Annotated in this window: 16 protein-coding genes and 1 pseudogene; 2 read left to right on the top strand and 15 right to left on the bottom strand. The window is 48.7% G+C overall.

The features are described 5' to 3' along the window. Positions 1-364: 364 nt before the first annotated feature. The 5 genes from PCH02S_RS24535 to PCH02S_RS24515 form a co-directional block, all read right to left on the bottom strand. Positions 365-937: an RNA 2'-phosphotransferase gene (locus PCH02S_RS24535; protein ID WP_127456731.1), complete on the bottom strand. Its 573-nt coding sequence runs from the start codon at positions 935-937 to the stop codon at positions 365-367. A gap of 33 nt (positions 938-970) precedes the next feature. Then, positions 971-2,203 carry an ATP-binding protein gene (locus tag PCH02S_RS24530; RefSeq protein ID WP_127456773.1) on the bottom strand — a complete coding sequence of 411 codons (1,233 nt, stop codon included), beginning with the start codon at positions 2,201-2,203 and terminating at the stop codon, positions 971-973. A 77-nt stretch (positions 2,204-2,280) separates the two neighbouring features. Then, positions 2,281-3,702, bottom strand: a complete 1,422-nt coding sequence (locus PCH02S_RS24525; RefSeq protein ID WP_127456730.1) for an RtcB family protein — start codon at positions 3,700-3,702, stop codon at positions 2,281-2,283. A 15-nt stretch (positions 3,703-3,717) separates the two neighbouring features. Beyond that, a complete protein-coding gene (locus PCH02S_RS24520) occupies positions 3,718-4,509 on the bottom strand; it encodes a nucleotidyltransferase domain-containing protein (protein ID WP_246069239.1) in 792 nt (263 codons plus the stop codon). 285 nt (positions 4,510-4,794) lie between these two features. Next, entirely contained in the window at positions 4,795-6,207 is a 1,413-nt protein-coding gene (locus PCH02S_RS24515) for an RtcB family protein (protein ID WP_407670126.1), read from the bottom strand. Between the two features lie 163 nt (positions 6,208-6,370). On the opposite strand from PCH02S_RS24515, the gene PCH02S_RS24510 reads away from it, so the two are divergent. Further along, a complete protein-coding gene (locus tag PCH02S_RS24510) occupies positions 6,371-7,696 on the top strand; it encodes a WYL domain-containing protein (RefSeq protein ID WP_127456727.1) in 1,326 nt (441 codons plus the stop codon). Then, positions 7,671-8,513 (top strand): WYL domain-containing protein, encoded by an 843-nt coding sequence (locus PCH02S_RS24505; RefSeq protein ID WP_127456726.1) that lies wholly within the window; start codon positions 7,671-7,673, stop codon positions 8,511-8,513. The genes PCH02S_RS24510 and PCH02S_RS24505 overlap by 26 nt, the downstream gene beginning before the upstream one ends. Positions 8,514-8,588: 75 nt before the next feature. On the opposite strand, the gene PCH02S_RS24500 is transcribed toward PCH02S_RS24505, so the two are convergent. The 10 genes and pseudogenes from PCH02S_RS24500 to PCH02S_RS24455 all read right to left on the bottom strand — a co-directional run bounded on the left by PCH02S_RS24500 (position 8,589) and on the right by PCH02S_RS24455 (position 23,783). Beyond that, positions 8,589-9,485, bottom strand: coding sequence for an aldo/keto reductase (locus tag PCH02S_RS24500; RefSeq protein ID WP_127456772.1), 897 nt, complete (start codon positions 9,483-9,485; stop codon positions 8,589-8,591). Positions 9,486-9,527: 42 nt separating this feature from the next. Beyond that, a pseudogene (locus PCH02S_RS24495) lies at positions 9,528-10,468 on the bottom strand (aldo/keto reductase family protein). A 237-nt stretch (positions 10,469-10,705) separates the two neighbouring features. Further along, a complete protein-coding gene (locus PCH02S_RS24490) occupies positions 10,706-13,087 on the bottom strand; it encodes a glycosyl hydrolase family 95 catalytic domain-containing protein (protein WP_127456725.1) in 2,382 nt (793 codons plus the stop codon). Between the two features lie 78 nt (positions 13,088-13,165). Then, positions 13,166-14,827, bottom strand: a complete 1,662-nt coding sequence (locus PCH02S_RS24485; protein WP_127456724.1) for a type 2 periplasmic-binding domain-containing protein — start codon at positions 14,825-14,827, stop codon at positions 13,166-13,168. Positions 14,828-14,941: 114 nt separating this feature from the next. Next, the gene (locus PCH02S_RS24480; RefSeq protein WP_127456723.1) at positions 14,942-15,841 is read right to left on the bottom strand and encodes a carbohydrate ABC transporter permease; all 900 of its coding nucleotides are present in this window, start codon (positions 15,839-15,841) and stop codon (positions 14,942-14,944) included. 23 nt (positions 15,842-15,864) lie between these two features. Further along, positions 15,865-16,719: an ABC transporter permease gene (locus tag PCH02S_RS24475; RefSeq protein ID WP_127456771.1), complete on the bottom strand. Its 855-nt coding sequence runs from the start codon at positions 16,717-16,719 to the stop codon at positions 15,865-15,867. A 309-nt stretch (positions 16,720-17,028) separates the two neighbouring features. Then, a complete protein-coding gene (locus PCH02S_RS24470) occupies positions 17,029-19,416 on the bottom strand; it encodes a glycoside hydrolase family 95 protein (protein ID WP_127456722.1) in 2,388 nt (795 codons plus the stop codon). A 113-nt stretch (positions 19,417-19,529) separates the two neighbouring features. Beyond that, positions 19,530-21,860, bottom strand: coding sequence for a helix-turn-helix domain-containing protein (locus tag PCH02S_RS24465; protein ID WP_246069246.1), 2,331 nt, complete (start codon positions 21,858-21,860; stop codon positions 19,530-19,532). Between the two features lie 237 nt (positions 21,861-22,097). Next, positions 22,098-22,934, bottom strand: a complete 837-nt coding sequence (locus PCH02S_RS24460; RefSeq protein WP_407670125.1) for an ABC transporter permease — start codon at positions 22,932-22,934, stop codon at positions 22,098-22,100. A 69-nt stretch (positions 22,935-23,003) separates the two neighbouring features. Next, the gene (locus PCH02S_RS24455) at positions 23,004-23,783 is read right to left on the bottom strand and encodes an ABC transporter ATP-binding protein (protein WP_127456719.1); all 780 of its coding nucleotides are present in this window, start codon (positions 23,781-23,783) and stop codon (positions 23,004-23,006) included. Between the last annotated feature and the right edge of the window lie 148 nt (positions 23,784-23,931).

Here is a 23,931-nt window from a genome sequence, read left to right as displayed (position 1 = left end):
AACACCTAAATTTCCTGTTTCAAGGGTATGGCTTTTCCCCATTGATTAGAACGAAAATAACTGAAGCGCTCATAATGAAAAAAGAGCCCTATAGGCTCTTACTCTTGGAAATAGCGCCCTCTGTGTGCGCTATTCCTGCAGATTCAGCTCGTTTCCGCGTCCGAGCGGAACTACAGGGCTTTATTTGGCCTGCGTAGGCCCGTTTTCCTTACGAAAACGAAAATTAGCGGACCACAGTTCCCTCCCGCACCACATAAGGCCGCATTTCGAAGAAATAGCGACCTGTAGTTCCCCTCGACCTCATCACGATCCCCCTCAAAAGATCGATGCATCAAGTTAACACCTATGTCTATAAGCTGCTTATTCACTCCGACCACTCCTCTTTGTGCTCATAAATGCTGCAAAACTCAGCAGGAACAGCATCAGCAAGCCAAACTTCATTGCCTGCATAATAGAATTCGATCCCCACACGGCTAGCTTTTACCGTATCAATGTTGAGAATGACAAGTTCCCCTCTACGCTTACCAGCCAGTGTCGCAAAATGCAGCCCTTCAGACAAATGAACATATTGACGCTGCATGGGGCGCAATCCTTGTTTCAAAATCATCGGCGCAGCTTGCGCATTCGTACCATGATACAGCACCATCGGCGGCACTCCGGTCGGATAACTGACTTTATCATGGCTATGCCCGTACCTTGCTCTGATGCGATCGCCAATAATCTCAAAACGCTGCTTTTCACAGCGCTCAACCACTTCCTCCAGATCAGGCAAGCTAAGTTCCGACCACCCTGACTGGCCACGAAGTACTTGCAATAAATCAGCAACCGCACAAGAACCATCAGCCGAGTCGAGCATCAGCCCGAATTGTTCCGGAGAATGCCGCAGTATTTTACTCATCAACTTACTTAATCTTGTTTGTACTTGTTTAGTTAACATCCCTAATCACATCCTTAAATTTATCTCCACTAACTAACCCACCAAAAATCCAACTCGAACCTCCGTTTCTTCCTTCAGCCACGACATCGACTGCCCTTTTTGCAAATCCGATTTCATGGACTTCACCAGCTTTTCTATATCCACACTCATCTCGTAATGCCACTGAAGCGCCGCCGTTGCGTACAATTCATTTAACTGGGCAAAAGTAAATCCTTCCGTTTGCTTCGCAGTTACCCTCAGTAAATCATCGGTCAGCAGCTTGCCCATCCCTTTTTGCTCCAAATAAATCTGCCTAAGCGCCATATCAGGAAGCTTAATGTCATAAGCGCGATCAAAACGCCCTGCGCGGTTCATTAACGCCGGATCAATTTGCTCTGGATAATTCGTCGTGCCAATGAGGAAAATCCCCTCTTTCGATGTGGCGCCATCCAAAATATTTAAAAAATAAGACCGGGCCCGCTGAGGCATTGCATCAATATCCTCGATCACAAGGATCATAGGCGCCAGGTTTGCCGCCGCATGAAATACCTCCTGAATGGAATCGCTGCACGTATTTTCTGTGATTTGCCAATACGCAACAGGGGCTTTCACACTGCCGGCGATAGACTTCACGAGCGTTGTTTTCCCATTCCCCGGTTTGCCATAGAGCAGAATGCCTCTTTTATAAGGAAGCTCATATTCCTTGAAAAAAGTACGATCCTCATCAAAAAACTGATCGATGGCTCTGTAAATGTCCCGCTTCACTTCCTCCTTCATAATGACTTCAGAACGGTCGACCATGCGAGTAATCGGTGCCAGCTCTTTTTCCATCCCATGCGGTCCATCCGTAAAAATCGTCACTTGCCGCCGATCCAAATCTCTTCGCCGCTGCCGCGCGTGCTCCAGAAACCGTTTAAGGCTGGCATCATTTACGGCAAAAACAAAATCCTCAGCGCCAATCCCATGCATCCGAAAAATCGGTACCCTCGCTAGTGCGATACCCCATTCCGGATAGGCAAAGACGTTATTGCGCAAGGTCGGAAATATCCCGTACGCCGAAGATTCCTCATCCCCTTGGATGCCAAATGCGCGAGATTCCATAAGATCAAAAATTTTCGTCACGTGCCGAACTTGAGGACTACCCGCTTTGACGTCCTGCTCCAGCATTTCCCAATATTCTTCTTTCCCATCGTCGCTGACATAGGGTTCAAAATACTCGCCAAACAAGTCGCTCAACACGCTTTGAATGCTCCCCAGTACATAAGCATAATCCCCATATGCAGTCATCGGGCTGCCTCCGGAACCGATAGGAGCAGATACAGCCGCCGCAGCTACTTCTCTTATTTTTAAGTTGGAATCCCTGTTCATTTTGCACCTTTTACTGCCGCCATAGGCTTGCATTTTGCTACAACCTGAGCCAGATCCGCCCCGACGACACTCTCTATGATTTGATCAACATCTTTATAAGCTTGCGGAGATTCATCAAGAATCGCCTCTAATGACTTTTGATTAACAACGATTTCCTCATCAGTCCCGACACGCATGGAGGCGGCGAATTCGCTCAGCGTAATCAGCTTTTTCGTTGCACTACGCGAGCGGATGCGGCCTGCGCCATGGCAGATCGAGTGAAAGTTGGCTTTGCCGCCCGGCGCACCAACCATGATATAGGAAGCCGTTCCCATGGAGCCCGGAATCAGCGCAGGGTGGCCTGTGTGCATATAGGGCTGCGGATTATCCGGGTGCCCCGCAGGAAGTGAGCGCGTCGCCCCTTTGCGATGGACAAAATAGGACTCGCCCTCCTGTTTCTCCTCCCAGGCATAGTTATGCATGAGATCGTACAGGGTCGTCATTTCAAACTTTGAGCCAAATACATCTTTGCCAGCCTCACGAATGGCGTAAGCAATGAGATGGCGATTCACAACGGCATAATTCAGCGCTGAGTACATCAAATGAACATAAGTCTGCGCTGCCTGGTGCTCGAGTGGAGCAAACAGCAGCTTAGGATCTGCGGTTCCCAAGCCCAGCGTGCGCATGGCTTTCATCATGTCGCTGCTGCTGACTTGACTGACGGAGCCGCCCCAAGCGCGTGATCCGGAATGGATCATCACGACGATTTGGCCGTCGAACAGCCCCCAGGCTTCCGCCACTTCGCGGTTTTCTTCAGCGATCTCAATCGCTTGAATTTCGGCAAAATGATTCCCATTCCCCAGCGTACCAAGCTGACGGTGCGAACGATGCCAGACGGCATTCGGGAACCGATTCAACACATTTTCATCCATTGTAAATTTGCTGCACTCGACATGTGTAAGGGAGGTCGCTTTCCTTGGCGTATAGCCATCCGGGATATATTTTTTCGGCAAGCCGTGCAATCCTTTCGTCACAACGTGTTCCAAGCGAACATCGGAGAAGTGACCGCGCGCGTGATCTTCCACAGGCAAATATTTCTCGATGGTCTTCACGAGCTTGCGGCGCAGCTTCACATCCTTGAGCTCATCTTTATGCACATTGGTCATATGCACCCTCATGCCGCAGCCGATATCGCTGCCGACAATCGACGGCGACACATAACCATCGTGGGTTTGCCACGCAGCCGTTGTACCGATACAAGTGCCTACACCGACATGTACGTCTGGCGTATAGCTCATAAATTTTTGATTCGGAATTTGCAAATTGTTGTTCGCCATCTGAAAAATTTGATAATCTAACGTTTTAAACAGCTCAGGCGCTGCATAAACATGGACAACCCCCGAAGGAAGCTGAACGTGTTGAACATAATTTTCTTTCATTCAATTGTATCCTCTCTATGAACCCCAAACCTCCTTCAGCACATCCCGGAACAAATCATCTAAAGCTTGATCCTGCTGTTCTCCAGAGACTGAAATGTGTTTGGCGGTTTCTTCAAAATAAGCGATTTGCCGCTCTAAAAAGTCGTTGATCACAGAAATTTTCGGCTCTAAGTCGAGTTCCACACTAGCCTTTTTCCGAGCTAACAAGGTGTATATTTCTTTTTTCAATATCGAGTCTGGAAGCATCTGCTCCACCAGCTCTTCGAATTCCATCGGCGGCATCGAGCCGTATTTCTCAATCCATCCGCATGCGAGGATGGGCCGCAGCACATAGAAATATTTTTTGATTTTAACGAAATCGCCTTGCAAATATGCTCTTAAGTTCCCTTTAGCCATGTGCAGGTAGTGATACATAGTGGATCGCGGAGAAAAAGTCAGCGGAGAAAGCTGGCGGATTTTCTCTGTTACACTGAACTGCTCCAAATAGGGAATCGGCGATTGTAGCCACTCAAGCAAAGGCGGGTTCGATTTACGAAACAAATTCAAAGCCTTCTTCAAATCCCAACCGTTAATGTCGAGAAGATCGCTGATCGGGCGCTCGATCACATCCCGTTTCTCTACGATAGACAAATACCAATTTACGGGTCTTACATAGATGAACCTCACATCGTAATCGCTATCCTTGGACGGAAATCCCCAAGCCCTGCTGCCTGACTCACAGGCATATAAGATCCGAACGCCTTCTTCTTGTTCGATTTGTTTAAGCTCTACCTCTATTTTTCTAACATCCAACGTCACTGGACTCACCCTTTCTTCTTCAAAATGCGCATACAAAAAAGCCATAGACCAACAAGGTCTACGGCTTTTCATGTCAAATTTTAACGAAGCCACTCCACAGAGGACTTACGTATTCGTCACAAACCCGGCTGAGACCGAAGGTAATCTGTTTAATTCAATTGTCAAATTACGGATAGAAAATTGATTGCGAATCATATCGTCGGCCTCCTTTCCATTCATTTACAAACATCATACGGGCGAAACCTGCATCACGTCAATTACCCTGCGGCGGAAAAAATCGTTATACTGATTTGTCTAAACTCCTTTGATCGCCACCATAGGCTTACAAACCGCCACCACATCCGCAAGGGAAGCACCAACTACGCTGTCAATAATCTGATCCACATCCTTATAGGCTTGCGGGCACTCATCCAGGATTGTTTGCAGAGAACGATGGTTCACCAGAATCTCTTCCTCCGTGCCTACTTTGAGCGATTGCGCAAATTCATCGACCGTGACCAGCTCTTTCGTTGCTTTCCGCGATCTTGCCCTTCCAGCGCCATGACAGATGGAGTAAAAGTTCTTGAGCCCTTCCTCTCTCCCCACCATGATAAAAGACGAGGTTCCCATCGAACCCGGAATCAAGGCCGGATGGCCGGTAGCTTTGTACGCAGCGGTATTTAGAAAATGTCCAGCGGGCAGCGCCCTTGTCGCCCCCTTGCGGTGAACAAGCATCGGCTGATTGCGATGAAATTCCTTTAGCGCATAGTTATGCATAAGATCGTAGAGCACAGGCAGCTCTTCCTTTTCGCCAAAAACTTCCAGGAACGCTTCACGTACGCCGAAGGCAATCATATGCCGGTTACTCACCGCAAAATTTAAAGCTGAATACATCAGATTCAAGTAAGTCTGGCCTTCAACGCTTGAAACCGGAGCGTACATGAGATTGCGGTCAGGGTTTTCAATCCCCCAGCTGTGCATCGCTTCTCTGAAAACTTTAGTAAACTCTTGGCCTAACCTAGCTCCCCAAGCGCGTGAGCCGGAGTGGATCATAACGACCACCTGACCATCGAACAACCCCCACTGTGCGGCCAACTGCTGATGCTTTTCGGCTATCTCCAAATATTGAATCTCGATAAAATGATTCCCTCCGCCCAGCGTCCCCAGCTGGCCATGCGCATATTTGCCGATTTTTGCAGGCAATTTTTCGAGATACGTATGGTCGAACTGGAATGTAGCTTCCTCGACATGCGTCAACCACCGTTCACTCGGGATATATGATTCAGGAAGTCCTTTCAACCCATGTTTCACAACTTCCATAATATCAATGTCTTCGTAATTCGTGTTCGTGCGCTCATTGGTCGGCACATACTTTTCAATCGCTTTAATTAATGCCCTGCGCACGCCTTTATCCTGAATGTCCTTTTTGTGCAGCGACGTCGAATGAACGCGCATACCGCAGCCGATATCCACGCCCACAATGGAAGGGGACACGAAGCCGTCTTTTAGACTCCAAACAGCCGTTGTTCCGATGCAAGTTCCGATCCCCACGTGGGCATCCGGCGTGTAGCTCATATGCAAATTGCGGGGAATCCGCAGATTGTTGTCCGCCATTTCATAGACACGTTGTTCAAAAGATTGGAACACCTCTTCGTTAGCAAACACGTGAAGACGGCCATGGTCCAGCTCCATTTCGTAATGATTGTTGCCGTGGTTTTTCATATTCATTTCCATAACGTTTCTCCTCCATTTATCTTCTACACCTATCTTCGCTTATTTAGGATGAGGAGAACATGGCGAAAGTATGACGACAGCTGAAAAGTTTTCCATTTTCTCCAAAACGCACCCCTGCTACAATAAGATCAGGATAGAGGAAGAGTGAGGGGATTGTATGGCCAGGGAAAGCTTTGATAAAGAAGTCCAGTTTCTGCGGATGTTCGTTCTGACAAGCGGAGCGTACAGCCGTCAGCAATTTGCTGAGAGGCTCGGAATTTCGGTACATACCTTTGATAAAACACTGCGCCGGTTAAAAGAAATCATCGCCACGATGTACCAGCAAGCACCGGACGCACAGCAGAAAGAATTTGCCGATATGCTGCGCTACAGCTATTTCGATTCAACGGAGCCCATGCTGCTGTTCTTATTTCGGGCCAAATCGCTGAAAGAGTCGGAAAGCCATCGAATCGCTGCGCTGCTGGCCGCTTTGAATGAAGGGCCTTTAACCGCGATTGAGCTGCTAGACGCTTGCAGTAAAGGCATCCCCAACGAGGGGGCTCTTCCGGATGAGAAAACCATTCGTAACGATCTGAAATATCTGGAAGAAGTCGGCGTAATCATGAAAACTTCCGGGTCACGCCCCTATCGGTACCGTATACATAATGCGTTCATCGACGAGCTTTCGCAGGATGAGCTTATTGATCTTTATGATTTTATAGACGTTATGGCCAATACACAGGTGCCTTCGGTACAAGGCTATTTATTGCGTGACGGGTTGAAAAAGCATATGAATCGGACCTCCGCCGAACTAACGGCTGTAGAGCCATTTTTGTATAAATATCAGTATTACTCCCGGATTTTGGACGAAGCCCATCTGTCCGGATTGCTGTCAGCGATTACCCAGCGACGCAAGGTCCAATTCCTTTATTTTTCACCCAAAGCCGGCCAATCTTACGCATCAAAAAATACGAATCCCTTATTCGAACGGGAAATGGAAGGGAAGCTGCAGAAGGCTCTGCCCCTGCAAATCGTGTATGATCACCAGTACGGACGGTGGTATTTGCTGGCCCATGATTCGCGGCATGGCATCCGTAAGTTCCGGGTCGAAGGGATGACGCAGATTGAGCATGACGAGCCTGTTGATCCCTCTTTTTTCACCGAGAAGAAACAGGATTTAGAAGACCGAATCAAGCTAAGCTGGGTTATAGACACAGGGAATGCTGTGACGGTAAAAGTGCGCTTTTACAATCCGGGTAGAACAGGTCCAAATTTTATTAAAGAGCGCGTGCTTCTTCAAGGACAATGGGGAGAAATCACGGAGGAGCAGGAAGATTCGTTCGTTTATGAGATCACCGTCAATGGGACTACGGAAATAAAGCCTTGGATTCGAAGTTTTGGATCGAGCTGTGAGGTGCTGGAACCTAACGAATTCCGGCAGGAGATGATTGCGGAGTGGAAGGAGCTGTCAGGCTATTATGAACCTGTTCGAGAAAATATTTAACTATGATATGGTTACGAAATTGGAAAATGCAGGAACGTTCATGGTGACTTCCGTTGAGCGCTCATGGTTGAAAACCATGCTGAAACACCCTGCTGCCTTGCATGCTTTCACACCAGCTGCCATGGAGAAACTTCAGAGGGTACTGGAAGCAGAACCTGCCCTGGATTTGTCCGATGCCTTCATGGAGAAGGCGCGCAGCAAAGAGAAACAGGTGTTTCATCCACAGCTGCGCACACTCCGCCGAGTGATTACACGTCAAGGCGCCATCAGGCTGACTTACCGAGTGAAGGATGAGCGCATTTTTGTTAATGAAATGGCTTTTCCGTACAAACTCGAATATTCACAGGTCAAAAAAGACTGGTATTTGCTCTGGTATCATCTCAGGCACCGGGCCATCATGAGCACGAAGCTCGACAACATTGAAGCTGTTCATGAGCTGCCTTTCTCCGCCGAGCGGGCTGCCCAAGTGCAAATTCAAATCGAAAAACTGCTGCACAAACGTCACATTCAGGCAACCATCGCCGTCGTCAAATTATACAATCGAGAGTTGTCACGGATTCTTTATGCATTCTCTTGCTTCGAGAAACAGGTCGATTATGACGAAAAAGAGGGGACGTACACCATCCAGCTCACCTATCTCAACAATGAAGCTGAATATGTGTTAAGCAAGCTTCGTTTCCTTGGCAAGCGGGTGCGCGTCGTGCGAGGCGAGTATTTGCAAAAGAGGATGCTGGAGTCAGCGCAAAAGGCTTTGGCGAGGTACGAAGCGCCAGTTGGCGTGGAGTCTGCTGAGGGGGCAGCGGGAGGCAACTTGTGAGGATGGAATAGGAGGAAGACCGTGCTGAAAAGGCCATCCCCACTCTTGGGGACAGCCTCTTCGCAGGCATACCTATTAACCTTTGCCGATCCAATCGGCTTCGGCGATTTCCTGCCATCTTTTGCGAATCGTAACATAAGCTTCTTCGGGTAAATTGCCTCGTTCCAGCAGCTTGGCATTTTCCAACCAACGCGCTGGATTCGCCGTGCCGACAATAGCGGTATGGACGCCTGGTACTGTCAGCGTGAAACGCAAAGCAACCTCAATAGATTCCTGAAGTTCCGTTTCCAGGAAATCGTATTTCAACTGCTGCAAGCGGTCCCAATAAGCGTGATGATAAGCGCTTTCGGGCTTCTGGCCTGTTTTCCACGCTGCGTTCGCAATCGGGCGTTTCACAACCACACCCATGCCTCTTTCAATAGCAACCGGAATCGTAAGCTCGATAGCTTCCTGATCGGCAATATTAATTGATGTCTCCAGCGAGTCGAACAAGCCCGATTCAACCGCATACTGAGCCGCTTTATGATCACCGCTGTAGCCGATGAACCGCGTTTTCCCCTGCTCCTTCGCGCGCTGTAAAACCTCAATAACTTCCCCACGCCGAAGCAATTCTTCCGAGCAGCTGTGCAAATGGATGACGTCGATATAGTCTGTGTTCAGACGTTTTAAGCTGCGGTCGATGCTCAATTCCAGCAGCTTTGGATCCCAATCAGGGAGATCAAACCCGGATGCATGGCCGCATTTGGTGAATAAATAGTAGTCATCCCGGCGATGCGATACCGTTTTACCAATTAGCTCTTCGCTGACGTTATAGCATTCAGCCGTATCGATCACATTTAGACCAGCATCCAGCGCACTGCCTAGAAGCTTATCTACATCTTCCGGTGAAGCCGAAGAAAAACCGATTTCAGCGCCACCAAAACCTAGAACGCTAACCTGCATGCCTGTTTTGCCATAAAGACGCTTCTCCATCATCGCTTGTCTCCTTTGAAGAGCACTAAGATTTCGTCATTCTTATTTCGTTATTATCGCTTCTACTCGCTCTAGAACGTCAGAGGATAATGTAATATCTGAAGCTTTCGCATTGTCCTCAACCTGTGCAGGACGGCTCGCACCTACTAAGGCGCTGGAAACATTCGGCTGACGCAAGATCCAAGCAAGAGCCAAGTTCCCAATCGTCATGTTCAGATCTGACGCAACCGCTTCAAGCTGCTGAACTTTCGCGATATTTTCCTCCGTCAATCCTTTGCGGAAATTATCCAGCTTCGCTGCTCGGCTATCTTGAGGAATGTCAGAAACAGACTTGTATTTACCCGTCAGCAAGCCCTGCGCCAATGGCGAGAAGACCACCTGACCAATTCCCTGCTGCTCGCCTAGCGGAATCACTTCTTTCTCGATATACCGATTAAAAAGGTTATAAATAGGCTGATTGACGATAATTCTATCCAGCAAATATTTATCAGCTACCGCTAAAGCTTGCGCCATTTGGGCAGCCGTCCATTCACTTACGCCGACATACAGCACTTTGCCTTGTGTAACAAGATCATCCAGTGCGCGCAGTGTCTCCTCAATCGGCGTTTCCTTATCATAGCGATGGCAGTAATACACATCCACATAATCCGTGCCAAGGCGCTGCAAACTCGCATGCAGCTGTTCAAAAATATGTTTGCGGGAAAGCCCTCTGTCATTCGGCCCATCGCCCATGCTGCCGAATACTTTGGTAGCAAGCACGTAGGAATGACGCGGGTAATTTTTCAAAACCTCGCCTACGACCTTCTCGGCCTCCCACGCTCATACACATTCGCTGTATCAAAAAAATTAATCCCCAATTCATAAGCTTTATGAATGGAGTTGACTGCATTCTCACGCTCAACGTAACCACCATATGTCAACCAGCTGCCTAAACTAATTTCACTTACCTTTAATCCTGAAAGCCCTAATTTACGATATTTCATTTCATGCTAACCTCCTAATATTTTCAATTACAGGCTCTACTATTATATCAATAGTTGATTAAGGATTATAAGTAGTGAAAAGTTTCTTACATAATATCAAATTAGTGAGTTAGTTACTTGGAGGTAACTTACTATGATGAAATCAGCGGTCGAGGGGAGCATTATGGGGCGCTCGGCTTCATGAAGAAGAAAACCTGATCCCCAGCCCCTCGGCTTAGAGATCAGGCCATGATCCGTTTAACTCGCCGCTACTTGAGCATTCGCTTTCACCAACCGGATTCTCTCGCCCGGGCTTGTCGATAAGTGTACGATGTCATCATAGACGGTTACATCTCCACTAGCTTGCTTGCACACAGTCCCGTGCTCCCATGGATTGTAGAACTTCAGCTCAGCACCGGCTTCGCTTTCGATCTCCACCCACTGCACTTCGCCGCCCGAAAACGATGCGCTCACCAGAAAAGCTCCGACCGCCCTCAGCGTGGCAAATTCAGCATCCTGCTCGCTAGGCCAGTTCGGGAACAAGCGCAGAATGCCATTATAGCTTTGCAGCAGGCACTCATTAATGACGATCGGCAGCGCGAAGTTCTCGAACCAAATGCCGACCCTGCGCATAAAATCAAAGCTTAACGTGTCGCTGTATCTGCCCCCAGACAGCAGAACACGGTCTGTGCATGTGCCATTAGGCAGCAGGCAGTAACTGATTTGCCGTTTGAATTTTTCCAGGTCCAGATGGCCCATTCGCGCTCCGGCAAGATGGTAGAAAACAAGCTCGTTACCGCCCTCGTTCCGATGATTCAGATAGGAATTGAGCGCGGTTTGGTACGCTTCACCCGTTGAGTGAAGTCCATGCTCCTCTCCCGGAAAAATCGTCATAATACCGTTCGGCGTGTTATAGACAACCTCGGCATCCTCCCCTGGCACCGATACGAATACGGTACCACGCTGTGATTCAGCCGTTGCATATTCAGGAAATTTGCTTAAAATTTCTTGCACGCTGCCCAGAAGCTCTTCCTCTTGCTGCTCAATTCCAAGTGTTCCACAAGCCTCCTTAAAAGCGTGAAACACAAATTTGGTCAACGTCAAATCAACAAGGCAGTCGTAATTTTTCTTAAAACCAGGCGTCAACTCGTACAGTTCAGGAACGACAGTAGGGAAAATGTGATAACGGTCATCCCCCCACGCCTCCCCGTGCGTATCCGGCCTGCGCATATAATCCGTCAAAAACAACACGGCTTCCTTAATAGGTACAAAAGCACGATCCGCCAGGAAGTCCCGGTCCATCGTGTAAAGGTAATGCCACCATAGACTCTGTACTGTCCATGGGGTTTCACAGACTTCCCAGCCCCAATGCGGCACTGGATAAGGCATGATGTTCATTTCGACAGGGTAGGCGGAATGCGGATAATAGGCTCCACGCATGCCGTAGTATTCACTTGCCCATTTTCGGCTCACAGGAAGAATATGATCGACCATATTGACGTAAGCCAGATGTTTGTCGATATGGTTGCTGGAAAAAGCAAGCCAGAACGGCTGCTGCGTATTGTAGTTCATGTGGTAGTCGCCATGCCACTCCGAGCCTATGGAACGGTAGCTCCAATTCGCGAACAACCCCGGACAGGTCGCTTCGGGTTTGACCGAGCAGTGATAGAAATATAAATTCCAATACCAGATCTGCTCTAGAAATTCATCGCCGAGACTCACACCCGAACAATTCCAGTACGATGTCCAATTGTTCTCGCAAGCAGCGAAAGCGGCGGCAACCCCTTGCTCCCCAGGCACCTCCAGCTCCTGAAGCCCTGCCGCAACGGCAGCATCTAAGCCTTCTGTCAGTTCGACATAAGCAAGGAACGACTCCGTTTGGAGCAGCTTGGCTTGTACGCCGCCTTTGGTGTCCATAGCCTCGATATCCTCGGCAACACGAACATCCAAGCGGAACGCTTTGTCCTTGGCATCGCGCTCATTCCCTTCTGGCGCCCAAGGGAGCGTCTGCCTGAAGCTGAGTTGGCTCCGCTCAGCCTCAACAGCCAGCTGCGCAAGCGGCAGCTCCTTCGGCGTATCAGGATCGGGGATGAGCTTGACCCGATCGAACAGCCCGCCGACAGCGCCTTCCGGCGATACAAGCTTCATCCACATCCGATCCGCCTCAGGCTCGATAATCAATTGCAGGGTAGCCTCCTCCCCCGCTTCCAGCTTGAAATATACTTCACAGAGACCATTGTGAATATGTATTTTATGGCCCAGAACTTCCGCCTTGCGCCGGTCATAGCCGAGGAGAAGAGAGCCGCACGGCATAGGGCGAGGGTAAGGCTTGCTATAGTTTTCCGCCGTCATATCACAGTATTCGCGATACCATTCGTTTTCTCGGAACGTATCCAGATCTTGCGGAATCTGCTTCAATTGCTCCAATACGTCTTGAAACGTACCGATTTTCTCTTGATTATTCTCTGCAATTCGAATGTCCCACACATTGTTATGTCCAAAATGGATGACAATCGCATCCGGACGGGTTGTCACCACGGCGCCAAGGCCGCCGTTCCCCATCAATGCGCCTTCAAAAAAATCCGGCGCCGGCTTGTCATAGCTAATGGGGTGCCGCTTCGCTTGCTCATTCCTGTTCATGACGATCCTCTCCCTTACCTATCGTTTGGCAGCGTAAAAGTCCTGTACGGCCCTTCGAGCCGTACAGGACCCCCTGTGTTATTTTTTGAATGACTTGTCGTAGGATTGCTGCATGATTTCCGTGTAACGTTTGAGGTTTAATTTATTTAAGCCGGCTACATAGGCATCCCAATCCTTGTTCAAATCTTTGGCGCCTGTGACGAACTGCAGCGAGTTCTGATCAATGTAGTTTTTAATATTCGTCTTCAACATAGCGGCTTCATCAGCTGTTGATGGATCGATCCAGATCGCCCAATGCGGGAATACGTCTTTTGGCTGCTTACCGTCATACAGATGCGTAGCTTCTTGCAATCTGCGCTCATAGCCTGTTGTGTCATAGATATCCGTAGCGGCTACCCAGCTGTCCCGGAACTCTTTCGGTTGGAAATATTGCGCCATCGCACCCCAAGACGAGTTGTGCGGAGTTTCCCCTGTCGGCGTTGGAATCGTAGCCAGAAGCGGAGTCGCTGATTTCTCAACAGGAGAATCCCCATCCTTCGGCTTCCGCCAGTCTTTCCCTTCTTCGCCGAAATGACCGCGGATCTGGCCTTCCTGCGTAAACATGTAGTCGACTAATTTAATAGCGGCGATTTGCGCTTCCTTGCTTGCTTTATTCGTCAGTACAAAGGTTGCGCCCGGATCGCTCGGGTAATTATAAGTGGCAAACGCCCCATTCGGTCCTGTCAGCGGTGGAACTGGATCATACGTTTTGGAATTATCCGATCCGCCCGTAACAAAAATGTACGGGTGCATAGCGGCACCGGCGCCTAGAATTTGCGCATCCGCATTGTCGCCAATCTTCTTGTAGGCGGTTGCATTTTGCGTAAATGCTCCTTTGTCAATTAAGCCGGCGTCATACATGGACTTCACGAACTGCAAGCCCTGCTTCCATTCATCTTTGTTCGCTGCTACATCCACTTTGCCATTGTTCAGCAAGAGGTAGGTGCGATCGTCGTCATAGATAAAACCGTTCATAAAGTAAGGAATGATGTGAACCCCGTAGTCCTCAATAGATCCACTTAGCGGCACTTCGTCCGCTTTGCCATTGCCGTTCGGGTCCTTTGTTTTAAAAGCCTCCAAAACTTGCTTATATTCATCCAGTGTTTTGGGCATCGTCAGATTCAGCTTTTTCAGCCAGGACGAATTGATCCACATTTTATTCGGATAGGAGCAGTGATAGCATTCGACGAGCTGCGTTAGCCCGTATATTTTGCCGTCGGGAGCAGTGTTCATCGCCTTGAAGTACGGGTATTTATCCAAAGCCTTTTGTACATTTGGTGCATATTGTTTAATGAGATCGTCCAGCGGAAGAATTACGCCTTGCTGCGAGTAACGAAGAATATCGGTCTGTGAAAATTTATCCACCCATGGAATCAGCATGTACAAATCCGGGTAATCGCCGCTGGCCAGTGAGATTTGTCTTTTCTCAGCCGCACCATCGAAAGGAACGGTCTGCCATGAGAATTTAATGTTGAATTTTTGCTCCGCCAATTTGGAAAAACTGTTTGTCGCCAGATCGACATTCGCGTCCTGTTGCGCAAAGATCTTAATTGGAACCGGAGCGCCCGTGCCCTCCGCTGGTTTTGCCGCGCCTGTTGCGCCAGGTGTACTGGTATCAGTAGCAGTTGGGGATGTACAAGCTGTGAGAACCAAGCTGATCGTAAGCAGCATTATCCATAAGGTTGAAATCGTTTTTTTCAAATGCGCCCTCTCCCTTTCGTTGTCAAATGGTAACCCCTGCATGTGTTTTATCCAAGCTTTCAAGTTCCTTCTCATGTAATCCCTAGCCGCACCACCACCTCTCCTAGGTGTCTTCTAACCTTTCACAGAACCAATCAACATTCCTTTGACGAAATAACGCTGTACAAAAGGATAAATGACCAAAACAGGCAAGCTTGCTATGACAATAAGCGAGTATTTGGTCAAATCGGCAAACTGTTGCCTTCTCAGCTGCTCTGCCGCATCAATATTGCCTGACGCCGCCGAATTGAGAATCAGAATACCGCGAAGAATCAACTGCAGCGGGTATAAGCTTTGTGTTTTTAAATAGATCAAAGCATCAAAATAAGCGTTCCACTGCCCGATGGCATACATCAAAATCAGCACAGCGATGATTGGTTTGGACAACGGCAGCACAACGCTCCACAGAAAACGGAAATCGCTGCAGCCATCCATTTCGCTTGCTTCCGCCAATTCCTCCGGTATGGAAGACTGGAAAAACGTCCTGGCAATAATGATTTGCCATACCCATATGGCTTGCGGGATTAACAGCGCCCACCTCGTATCGAGCAGACCCAGCTGTTTGACGACCAAATACGTAGGAATCAGACCGCCGGAGAAAAGCATCGTAAAAGTTATGAACATCATTAACGCGCTGCGTCCAAAAAAGGTCCTTCGGGATAGCGGGTAAGCCAAAACAATCGTTAACGTAACGCTGATTAATGTGCCGAAGAAGGCATAGAATAACGAGTTTCCATAGCCCTGAAGCACCTGCGGATTGCTTAATACAACCTTGTATCCCACGAATGTCAGGTCCACGGGCCATAACCACACACGTCCGGATGAAACGGCGAGCGGGCTGCTTAAGGATGAGCTGACAATGAAGACTAGCGGATAAAGAACGACGATCAGTGCGATCCCCAGAAATAGATACACACCCGTCAGGAACAGCCGGTCCCCCGTCGATTCACGAATGCGACGCCCCATCTTGATCATTTGGCGGGTCCTCTCCTTTCTTTTTACCAGAGACTTGTACTAGAAATTCTTTTGGCTATCGCATTAACCAGCAAAAGCAGAATCAAATTAACTACCGAATTAAACAAACCAACTGCCGTTGCGAAGCTGAAATTCGCATTCAACAGCCCGATTTTATAGACATAAGTAGCGATAATCTCAGCGGTTTCGAGATTCAGCGGATTTTGCAGCAAATAGATTTTTTCAAATCCGACAGACATGATGTTCCCTACGCTTAATATCAAAATGATGACGGCTGTAGGCATAATGCCAGGTATATCAATATGGATGATTTTCTGAAATCGAGAAGCTCCGTCCACTTTAGCCGCTTCGTACAACGATGGGTCCACCCCGGCCAATGCGGCCAAATAAATCACGGCTGAGTACCCTGCGCCTTGCCATACATCAGACCATACGTAAACACTACGGAACATGCTCGGGATGCCAAGAAAGTTAATCGATTCTATGCCAAAGCTTTGCAAAATGATATTGATCACGCCTAATCTCGGGGAGAGAAGCAGCATAATCATGGAAACCATGACAACGGTTGAAATGAAGTAAGGCGCGTAGGTGACGAGCTGCACGGCTCTTTTGAAGAAGCCGTTGCGGATTTCGTTTAGCGCCAAAGCGAGTAAAATCGGAACGGGAAAGCCAATTGCGATCTGATATAAACTGAGGAACAGCGTGTTTTTGATCAACACCCAAAATTGCGGGTTATTGAAGAAGAGATGGAAATGCTTGAGCCCGGCCCAGGGGCTGTGCCAAATTCCTTTGACGACGCTGTAATCCTTGAAGGCGATGACGGCGTTCACCATCGGAATATACTTAAAGATAAGGAAGTACAGGACAGCCGGTATAATAAGTAAATAGAACTGCCAGTGCTTCCGAAAGCTCTTGCTCGCCTCCATCCACAGCCTGGACTTCTTCTTGGTCACACTCGGAGCGCGTGTTTCTCTGACGGATACGGTATCCAGATCAATCCCTCCTGTTTGATAGCGCTTTCTATCTATACAAGACCATATTTCCCACTTCAGCGTAAAGGTACATCTCAAAATGATGCGTACATCCGCCGAAAATAGAAAGGGTACACTTGCATTTGACAGGTACAATTCTCAGAAGAAATGCCAAACGGCAGGTCCTGATGGAACCCGCCGTTCTGTTAGTAGCCTTTATACACTGCGCAGCTTGTACGTTCGACCCGCCTCCGTATCGAAACGGATGACTCCCTCCGTCACACGTTCAAAAGGTACTGGCTCGCCGTCCGATTCAACCGTGAGCAAGATCTCCTTGGTGCGAATGCGGCAGCTGCCACCTACTTGCGCTTCGACCTCTGCTTCCTTCAGAGCGCCGCTCTCCCAAGAGAGACTAACGCCTATCGCTCCTCTTGCTCGGAGGCCCTTCACGTAGCCATTCGGCCATGCGTCCGGCAGGGCAGGCAGCAAGGCAATTTCGCCGGCATGCGATTGGACGAGCATTTCCGCCACACCGGCGGTAAATCCGAAGTTGCCGTCAATTTGGAAAGGCGGGTGCGCATCGAACAAGTTAGCATAGACGCCACCACGATGATAGTTCGTTGCGTCTTCCTCCACCAGCTGAAGCAGATTGGAAATTAGCTGCAGCGTTCGGTTTCCGTCCTGGAAACGTGCCCATAAGCAGATTTTCCATGCCAAGCTCCACCCTGTGCCGCCATCCCCGCGCCGCTCCAATGAATTTCGCGCAGCCTGATACAGCTCCGGCGTTCCCTGCTCCGTCAATTGACGTCCAGGGTATATGCCGAACAAATGCGACACATGGCGATGATGGACATCCTCATCCTCCCAATCCACCGACCATTCCTGAAGCTGGCCGTGCTTGCCGATTTGCATCGGCTTCAACTTCTCTAAAGCTGCCGCCATCTCGTCTCTAAGGGACGCATCCTCCGCTCGCTTCAGCACATCGACAGCCTCGATGCTATTCGTAAACAAATCCCAAATTAACGACATATCCATCGTCGTTGCCTGACTCACACCAGCCTTCTGCCTATCTGCCGTCACAAACTTGTGCTCCGGCGAGGTGGAGGGCGAAGTAATTAAATGGCCGTTTTCGTCTGTATGAAGCCAATCCAGACAGAAAAGCGCTGCTTCCCTCATGATCGGATAAGCGTGCTCACGCAAATAGGTCTCATTCTTGGTGAACGCGTAATGCTCCCAAAGATGCTGACTAAGCCATGCCCCCGACATCGGCCACAGCGCCCAGACCGGATCACCTTGTCCATAATCCCCGACTGGTGCTGACTGGCACCAGATGTCTCCGTTATGATGGGCCACCCAGCCACGGCAGCCATAATTTGTTTCAGCCGTTTTCCGCCCATTGGTGGACAAGTTCTGTATGTAGCCGAGCAGCGGTTCATGGCATTCGGATAAATGGCATGTTTCCGCAAGCCAATAATTCATCTCCGCATTAATGTTCAACGTCAAATTACTGCTCCATGGCGGTCTCAATTCTTTGTTCCATATGCCCTGGAGATTGGCTGGCTGCGATCCGGCGCGTGAACTTGCAATCAGCAAATACCTGCCATATTGAAACAGCAGCTCGACGAGTCCGGCATCCTTCGCCCCATACTGCTTAATTCGTCGGTCCGTTGGCATCCCCTCAGACGCCTCGGAAGCGCCAAGGTTCAGCTCCACACGATGGAATAACGCCGTGTAATCCTGAATGTGAGCTTGCCGCAATTGCTCATAGGATTTGCTCAGCGCCTGCTCCAGGCGTTCCTCATTCGTGGAGGAAAGATCGCCAATCTCCCTCGCAGGAGGTTTATCGAATCCTTGAAAGCTGGTTTCCGCGCTGAAGATCAGCGTTACAGCTGTGGCTTTTCTAATATGCAAGCCATCATGATCAAGGGTAGCAGCGCCATCTTCCAGACGAACGCCAAGTCGCCCTTCAAAGCGCATGGCCTCCGTTGTCTCAGGATCTCCATATAGGACGGGCTCATCGCGGTTGTAATAGTTAGGATCAACATGCTCCGGGCAGATGCCCTGCAAAAAGAGATGCTCGGCCGTTTGGATCGTTCGATACGGATGAGGACTATCCAGCCGGGCTGTGAAATTCAAAGCGCCTGGAGCGCTTGCTTCAAGACGAATTACAATGACTCCATCCGGAAATGAAGCGAACATCTCGCGTTTATACACGATATCCCCTATGCGGTACTCCACCTGGGTGATGGCATTCGTCAAATCCAGATTGCGCTCATAGGCGCGAACTACGCCCCCGTGGAGAAACTTCAAATAAAGATCGCCAAGCGGCATATAGGATTGGTTGTATGGCCCCATCATTCCCTTGCTCTTCTTGTCCGCTTCCTCGTAGCGACCTTCAGCAAGGAGTTCGCGAACTTCCGCCAGAACGTGCTTCGCATTCGGATTGTTTCCGTCAACAGGCCCACGGCCTGACCAAAGCGTATCTTCATTCAGCTGCAAATGCTCGACTTCCGGTTCGCCGAAAACCATGGCCCCGAGTCGGCCGTTCCCGATAGGAAGCGCTTCCGTCCATGCTTTGGCGTAGCTTTGATAACGTAATTTCAAAGTTAACAGCTCCTTTTTACGAATGAAATCATGAACTCCCCCACTTAATCACAAAACGGACCTCCTGTATAGGTACACTTCTATCACAAGGGTACGCCTATGCAAAAACCGCCTTAATTGACCGTTTTTCGGTAAAAGCTGGGGGAAACACCTGATACGCGCTTGAAAGCTCGCCGGAACGCATGCGCGCTATTATAGCCGACATATTGCGAAATTTCATCGATCGTATGTTGGCTGTTAAACAGAAGATCCGTCGCTTTCTTAATCCGAATCTTCTCTACATAGTCCGATAAATTTTCACCGGTGTGATCCTTGAATAACTGGGAAATATACTTCTCCGGCAGCTCGACGTCAACCGATATCTTATACAGATTCAAATCAGCATCTGAGTAATGTTGATCGAGGAAATCCACAATTTTGTTGATCATTTCCCCCGTACTATCCTCTTTTTTCTTAAGCACTCTACTACAGAACGCTTCGAGCAGTTCAAGAATGTCATTGCGGAAACGATCGAGACTGACGGAGAGCTGCAGATGCTCAATCCGCGCTTTAAGCCCTTGCGAAACAGCCTGATCCGTGAATGGACTATGCTGCAGCAGCTTAAAGAACGTCCCTTTCAACTCGCCGAATAATTGCTGGACCATCTCGGCCGATAGCTGCCGTTCTGTGAAGTTCTGTGCCAGGAGCTGTTCAAAAATGCGATGAACCTCTTGCAGCTCACCGATCTTGACCGCATTCAGCATCCGCAGCTCCATATCAATCGGGTAGTAGTAGCTCGTTGATTCCTTGATCACATCCCGGTACCAGATCGTTTCCGCCTCTTCCATAAAAACCGAATAATCAAGCGCTCCCCTCGCTTCCTCAAAGGAGCGGCTGCTGTCGGAAAGGGACTGGAAGCTGCCGCCAATGGCCACCGTCATTTGAATTCGGTACTCCTCTTTCACATATTCTCTCAGTTGTTCAAACAATCCGGTCAAATTAGCCGTCATGTCCTCCCCTTCCAATTCGGCGTCCTCTTCCTTCAGCGTCATCAGCATGGCGATTTTATCCGAGTCGATATCCGTTACATTGAGTTGAAAAACACGGCTCAAATCAATGAGACATTTTTTGATCAAAAGCCTTGCCGCATTCAGCTCGTGAATAATTTCCTGACTGACCAGGCCGCTATAACCGTTAATCCGAATGATGGCTACATGGCCGGTTTCATTTTTCAAATTCATGCTTGGCAGTGAGTGCATTAATGTCTGGACTTCCTGCAAAGAATCAAATTCCCCTTTCAATAGCCGTTTTACAAAAGCATCTTCTAACAAAGGCAGCTGGCGCTTCAGCTCCTCTTCCAAAGAACGCTGACTTGCGAGTAAGTCGGAAATATTCCCTTGCAGAAAATCGAAAGCATTTTTCCCTTTGTACCCGCCTTGGCCAATTTGTTCCCGAAAAACCGAAACGATCCGATTGATGGGCGCACTGTTCCTGTAGGCAAATAATAAGGCCGCAATAATCCCTAACAATAACGTTGAAATCGTGATCGTCCAAGTTACCTTGGCAATGAATACCGACTGTTTCAAAACGACGCTTTTGGGCAAGCCGACAACATACACCCAGCCGTTATAGGTCGATTTCGAGGAGATAAGCAGCGTTTCGCCTTCAACGATATTCCCTGGCTGTTGACCGATCATCTGCGGGATATTCATCGCTTGAATTTGGGCATCATCAATGCCGACTCTGGCAATCGGATGACCGTCCTTATCGCTGATATAGGCCCAGCCCCCATACTGCTGCGGAATGCGTTCCAGCATTTTGGCGATTTCATTTTCATCAATCAAAATCACAGCCGTACCGAGCGAATGCTGAAAGCTATCGAACGGAATTGACTGCAAATAGGTAATGACGTTGCTTTTCTTTCCATTACCGATAAACGGCTTTGATGGCAGCGTTTCCCTGCGATGAATATTGCCGAGCAGATTCTGCTTCCACTTGGCCGGATCTACATCCTCGTAATGGTACAGGTCGAAAAAATCGTCAGGGCGCACATACACACCGGATGGCGTAAAAATAGCATGATAATTGTTCAGATAAATGTAGAAATCCTCCAGAAAAGTGTTCGTCAAGCTGTAAGCCGCCGTATTACGCCATGACTTCCACAGTGCATAAACGTCATAGTGTTCGACATCCACTTGCTGATTCAGCACATAGTTCAGTTCCTGGTCCAACGACAGTTGTCTTGTGATACTTTCAACCTCTTCCATTCTGCGATCTAAGACGTCTTTACTTTGGTTTAGCATCATTGCGCTTGCTTCAAGTGAACTGGATTTAATGATATCTGAGGAAACATAATAAGAGATGAACCCCGTCACCATCGGAATAAACAGGATGAGCACATAGGAAACAAGAAAACTTCTGAAAATGGGGGAATGCTCCAGCTTCAGATTCGAAGTTAGCTTCATCACAACTTGTTCACCTCATCTATTTGTAGGAGCGCAACTACGTAAGCGTTTTCATTTCATCTTCTATCATAAAATAAAAGCTGGATTTTGTCTGTCGAAATTAGGCGGTCAGTTAAAATCCAAGACAGGCCGGTACAGACGCCAAAAAGAGCCTCCAGAGGCTTTTATCTGACGAAAATGGTTCTTTTCGACTGAGATAGGTGTCTCTGGGGCTCTTTTTTTCCGATTATTATACGATTACCCGTTAAAGCTGTCGCGCCACTTCAATAGTTTCTTTTCCAGAATCCTCACCAAGGAATCGGAACCCTTGCCTACGAAGGCAAAGATCAAAATCCCAACAAACACAATCGCCGTCTGCGAGAACTGTCTGGCATCCAGAATCAAATAGCCAACACCCTCGCTTGAGCCCATGAGTTCAGCTACGACCAAACCTAACCAAGCAACGCCGATCGACAGCCGTAAGCCAAGCAAAATATTAGGCAGCGCCGCTGGCAAGACCAACTTCGTAATTTGTTTAAACTTACTGAATTCCAGCACCCGAGCGACATCAAACAGCTTGGAATCCACGTTCCGAATCCCCAGGAAAGTCTGCACATACAACGGGAAAAACGCCCCTTTCGCAATAAGCAGCACCTTGGAGAACTCACCAAATCCAAACCAGAGAATAAAAAGCGGCGTGATGGCCAAATGCGGGATCGTCCGCAGCATCTGAACCGAAGGGTCAACCGTCTGCTCGAACTTGCGGAACAAGCCGACGAGCAAGCCAAATGCCAGCCCTAAACTGCCCCCAATCAGAAAGCCGACAGCCGCACGCCAAATGCTAATTTTCACATGCTTGAAAAGCTCCCCGCTAATGAGCAAGTCATAAAAAGCCTGCCAAATCGCATACGGAGTAGGCAGCAAAGTTTTGGACACAACGCCTAATGATCCGAAAATTTGCCATAGGATTAAAACGGTCAGAGGCAAAATGCTCCCTCGCACAACAAGCTCCCATTTGGCTTCTTTCCTTTGCGGCTTTGAAAGGTTCGGCTGTTCCGACGAAACGGGTGGTTCCGCTGCCTTCGGCCGGGATATGGGCTGATTTTTTGCAACAATAACTTCGGCTTGACTCATCGCTGCTCCCTCACTTTCATTCTCATTTAGTTAAATACCCGAGCTGTCGATCAGCTCTAATTCATCAATAGGTTCAAATTCACTCAGTACCAGCTTGCGCAGCTCTTGGAACGAGACGGTTGTCTTTTTTCGCGGATAGGGCAAATCGACTGAGATGATATTACGGATCGTGCCCGGACGCGCATCCATCACGACGACTCGGGTAGCCAGAAATACAGCTTCATCGATATCATGCGTGACAAGGATCATCGTTGTCCGGTTCTTCTCCCAGATGTCGAGCGCGACCTCTTGCAAGTGCGAACGCGTGAAGGCGTCCAAGGCCCCAAACGGCTCATCCAACAAAAGCACCTTCGGATTCCGGAGCAAAGCTCGTGCAATGGCAACACGCTGCGACATCCCTCCAGATAACTCCCTCGGGTACGATTTCTCGAAGCCTTTCAGCCTCACAAGCTCGATGAGGTGATCTACGCGCGCCCTAACGTCAGGATCTTTCAAACTAAGATCGGCGGCGATGTTTTTCTCGACAGTCAACCAAGGAAATAAGCGATGCTCCTGAAAAATAAATCCTTTATCGATACCCGGCTTTTCAACCTGTTTCTGTTCGAGAAGCACCTTGCCGTTATGTTCGGTATCCAGCCCGGCGATGATCTTGAGCAGTGTGCTTTTACCGCAGCCGCTTGGACCGATAATGGTTATAAATTCACCTTCTTTAATTTGTAATTGAATGTTATGAAGTGCTTCAACCCGGTGCCCTTGGGGCGTCTGAAACCATTTGCTCGGCAAATCAATATCTAATGATAATACGCTCATCAAGCATTCCCCCTTTAGTCATTTATTCGAATATAAAAAAAGAGACTCCCATAAGAACCCCATGACGGGGAAGGTGGGAAGTCTCCAGATATCTGGTCGACACGATTTAATTCACAGTGTTTAACTTGGATATAAGGGGATCATATCA

Source organism: Paenibacillus chondroitinus NBRC 15376 (genome assembly GCF_004000765.1).
In the GTDB taxonomy this organism is placed as follows: domain Bacteria; phylum Bacillota; class Bacilli; order Paenibacillales; family NBRC-103111; genus Paenibacillus_E; species Paenibacillus_E chondroitinus.
Note: the sequence above shows the minus strand (reverse complement) of the source record. Positions and strands in the feature narration are given on the sequence as shown.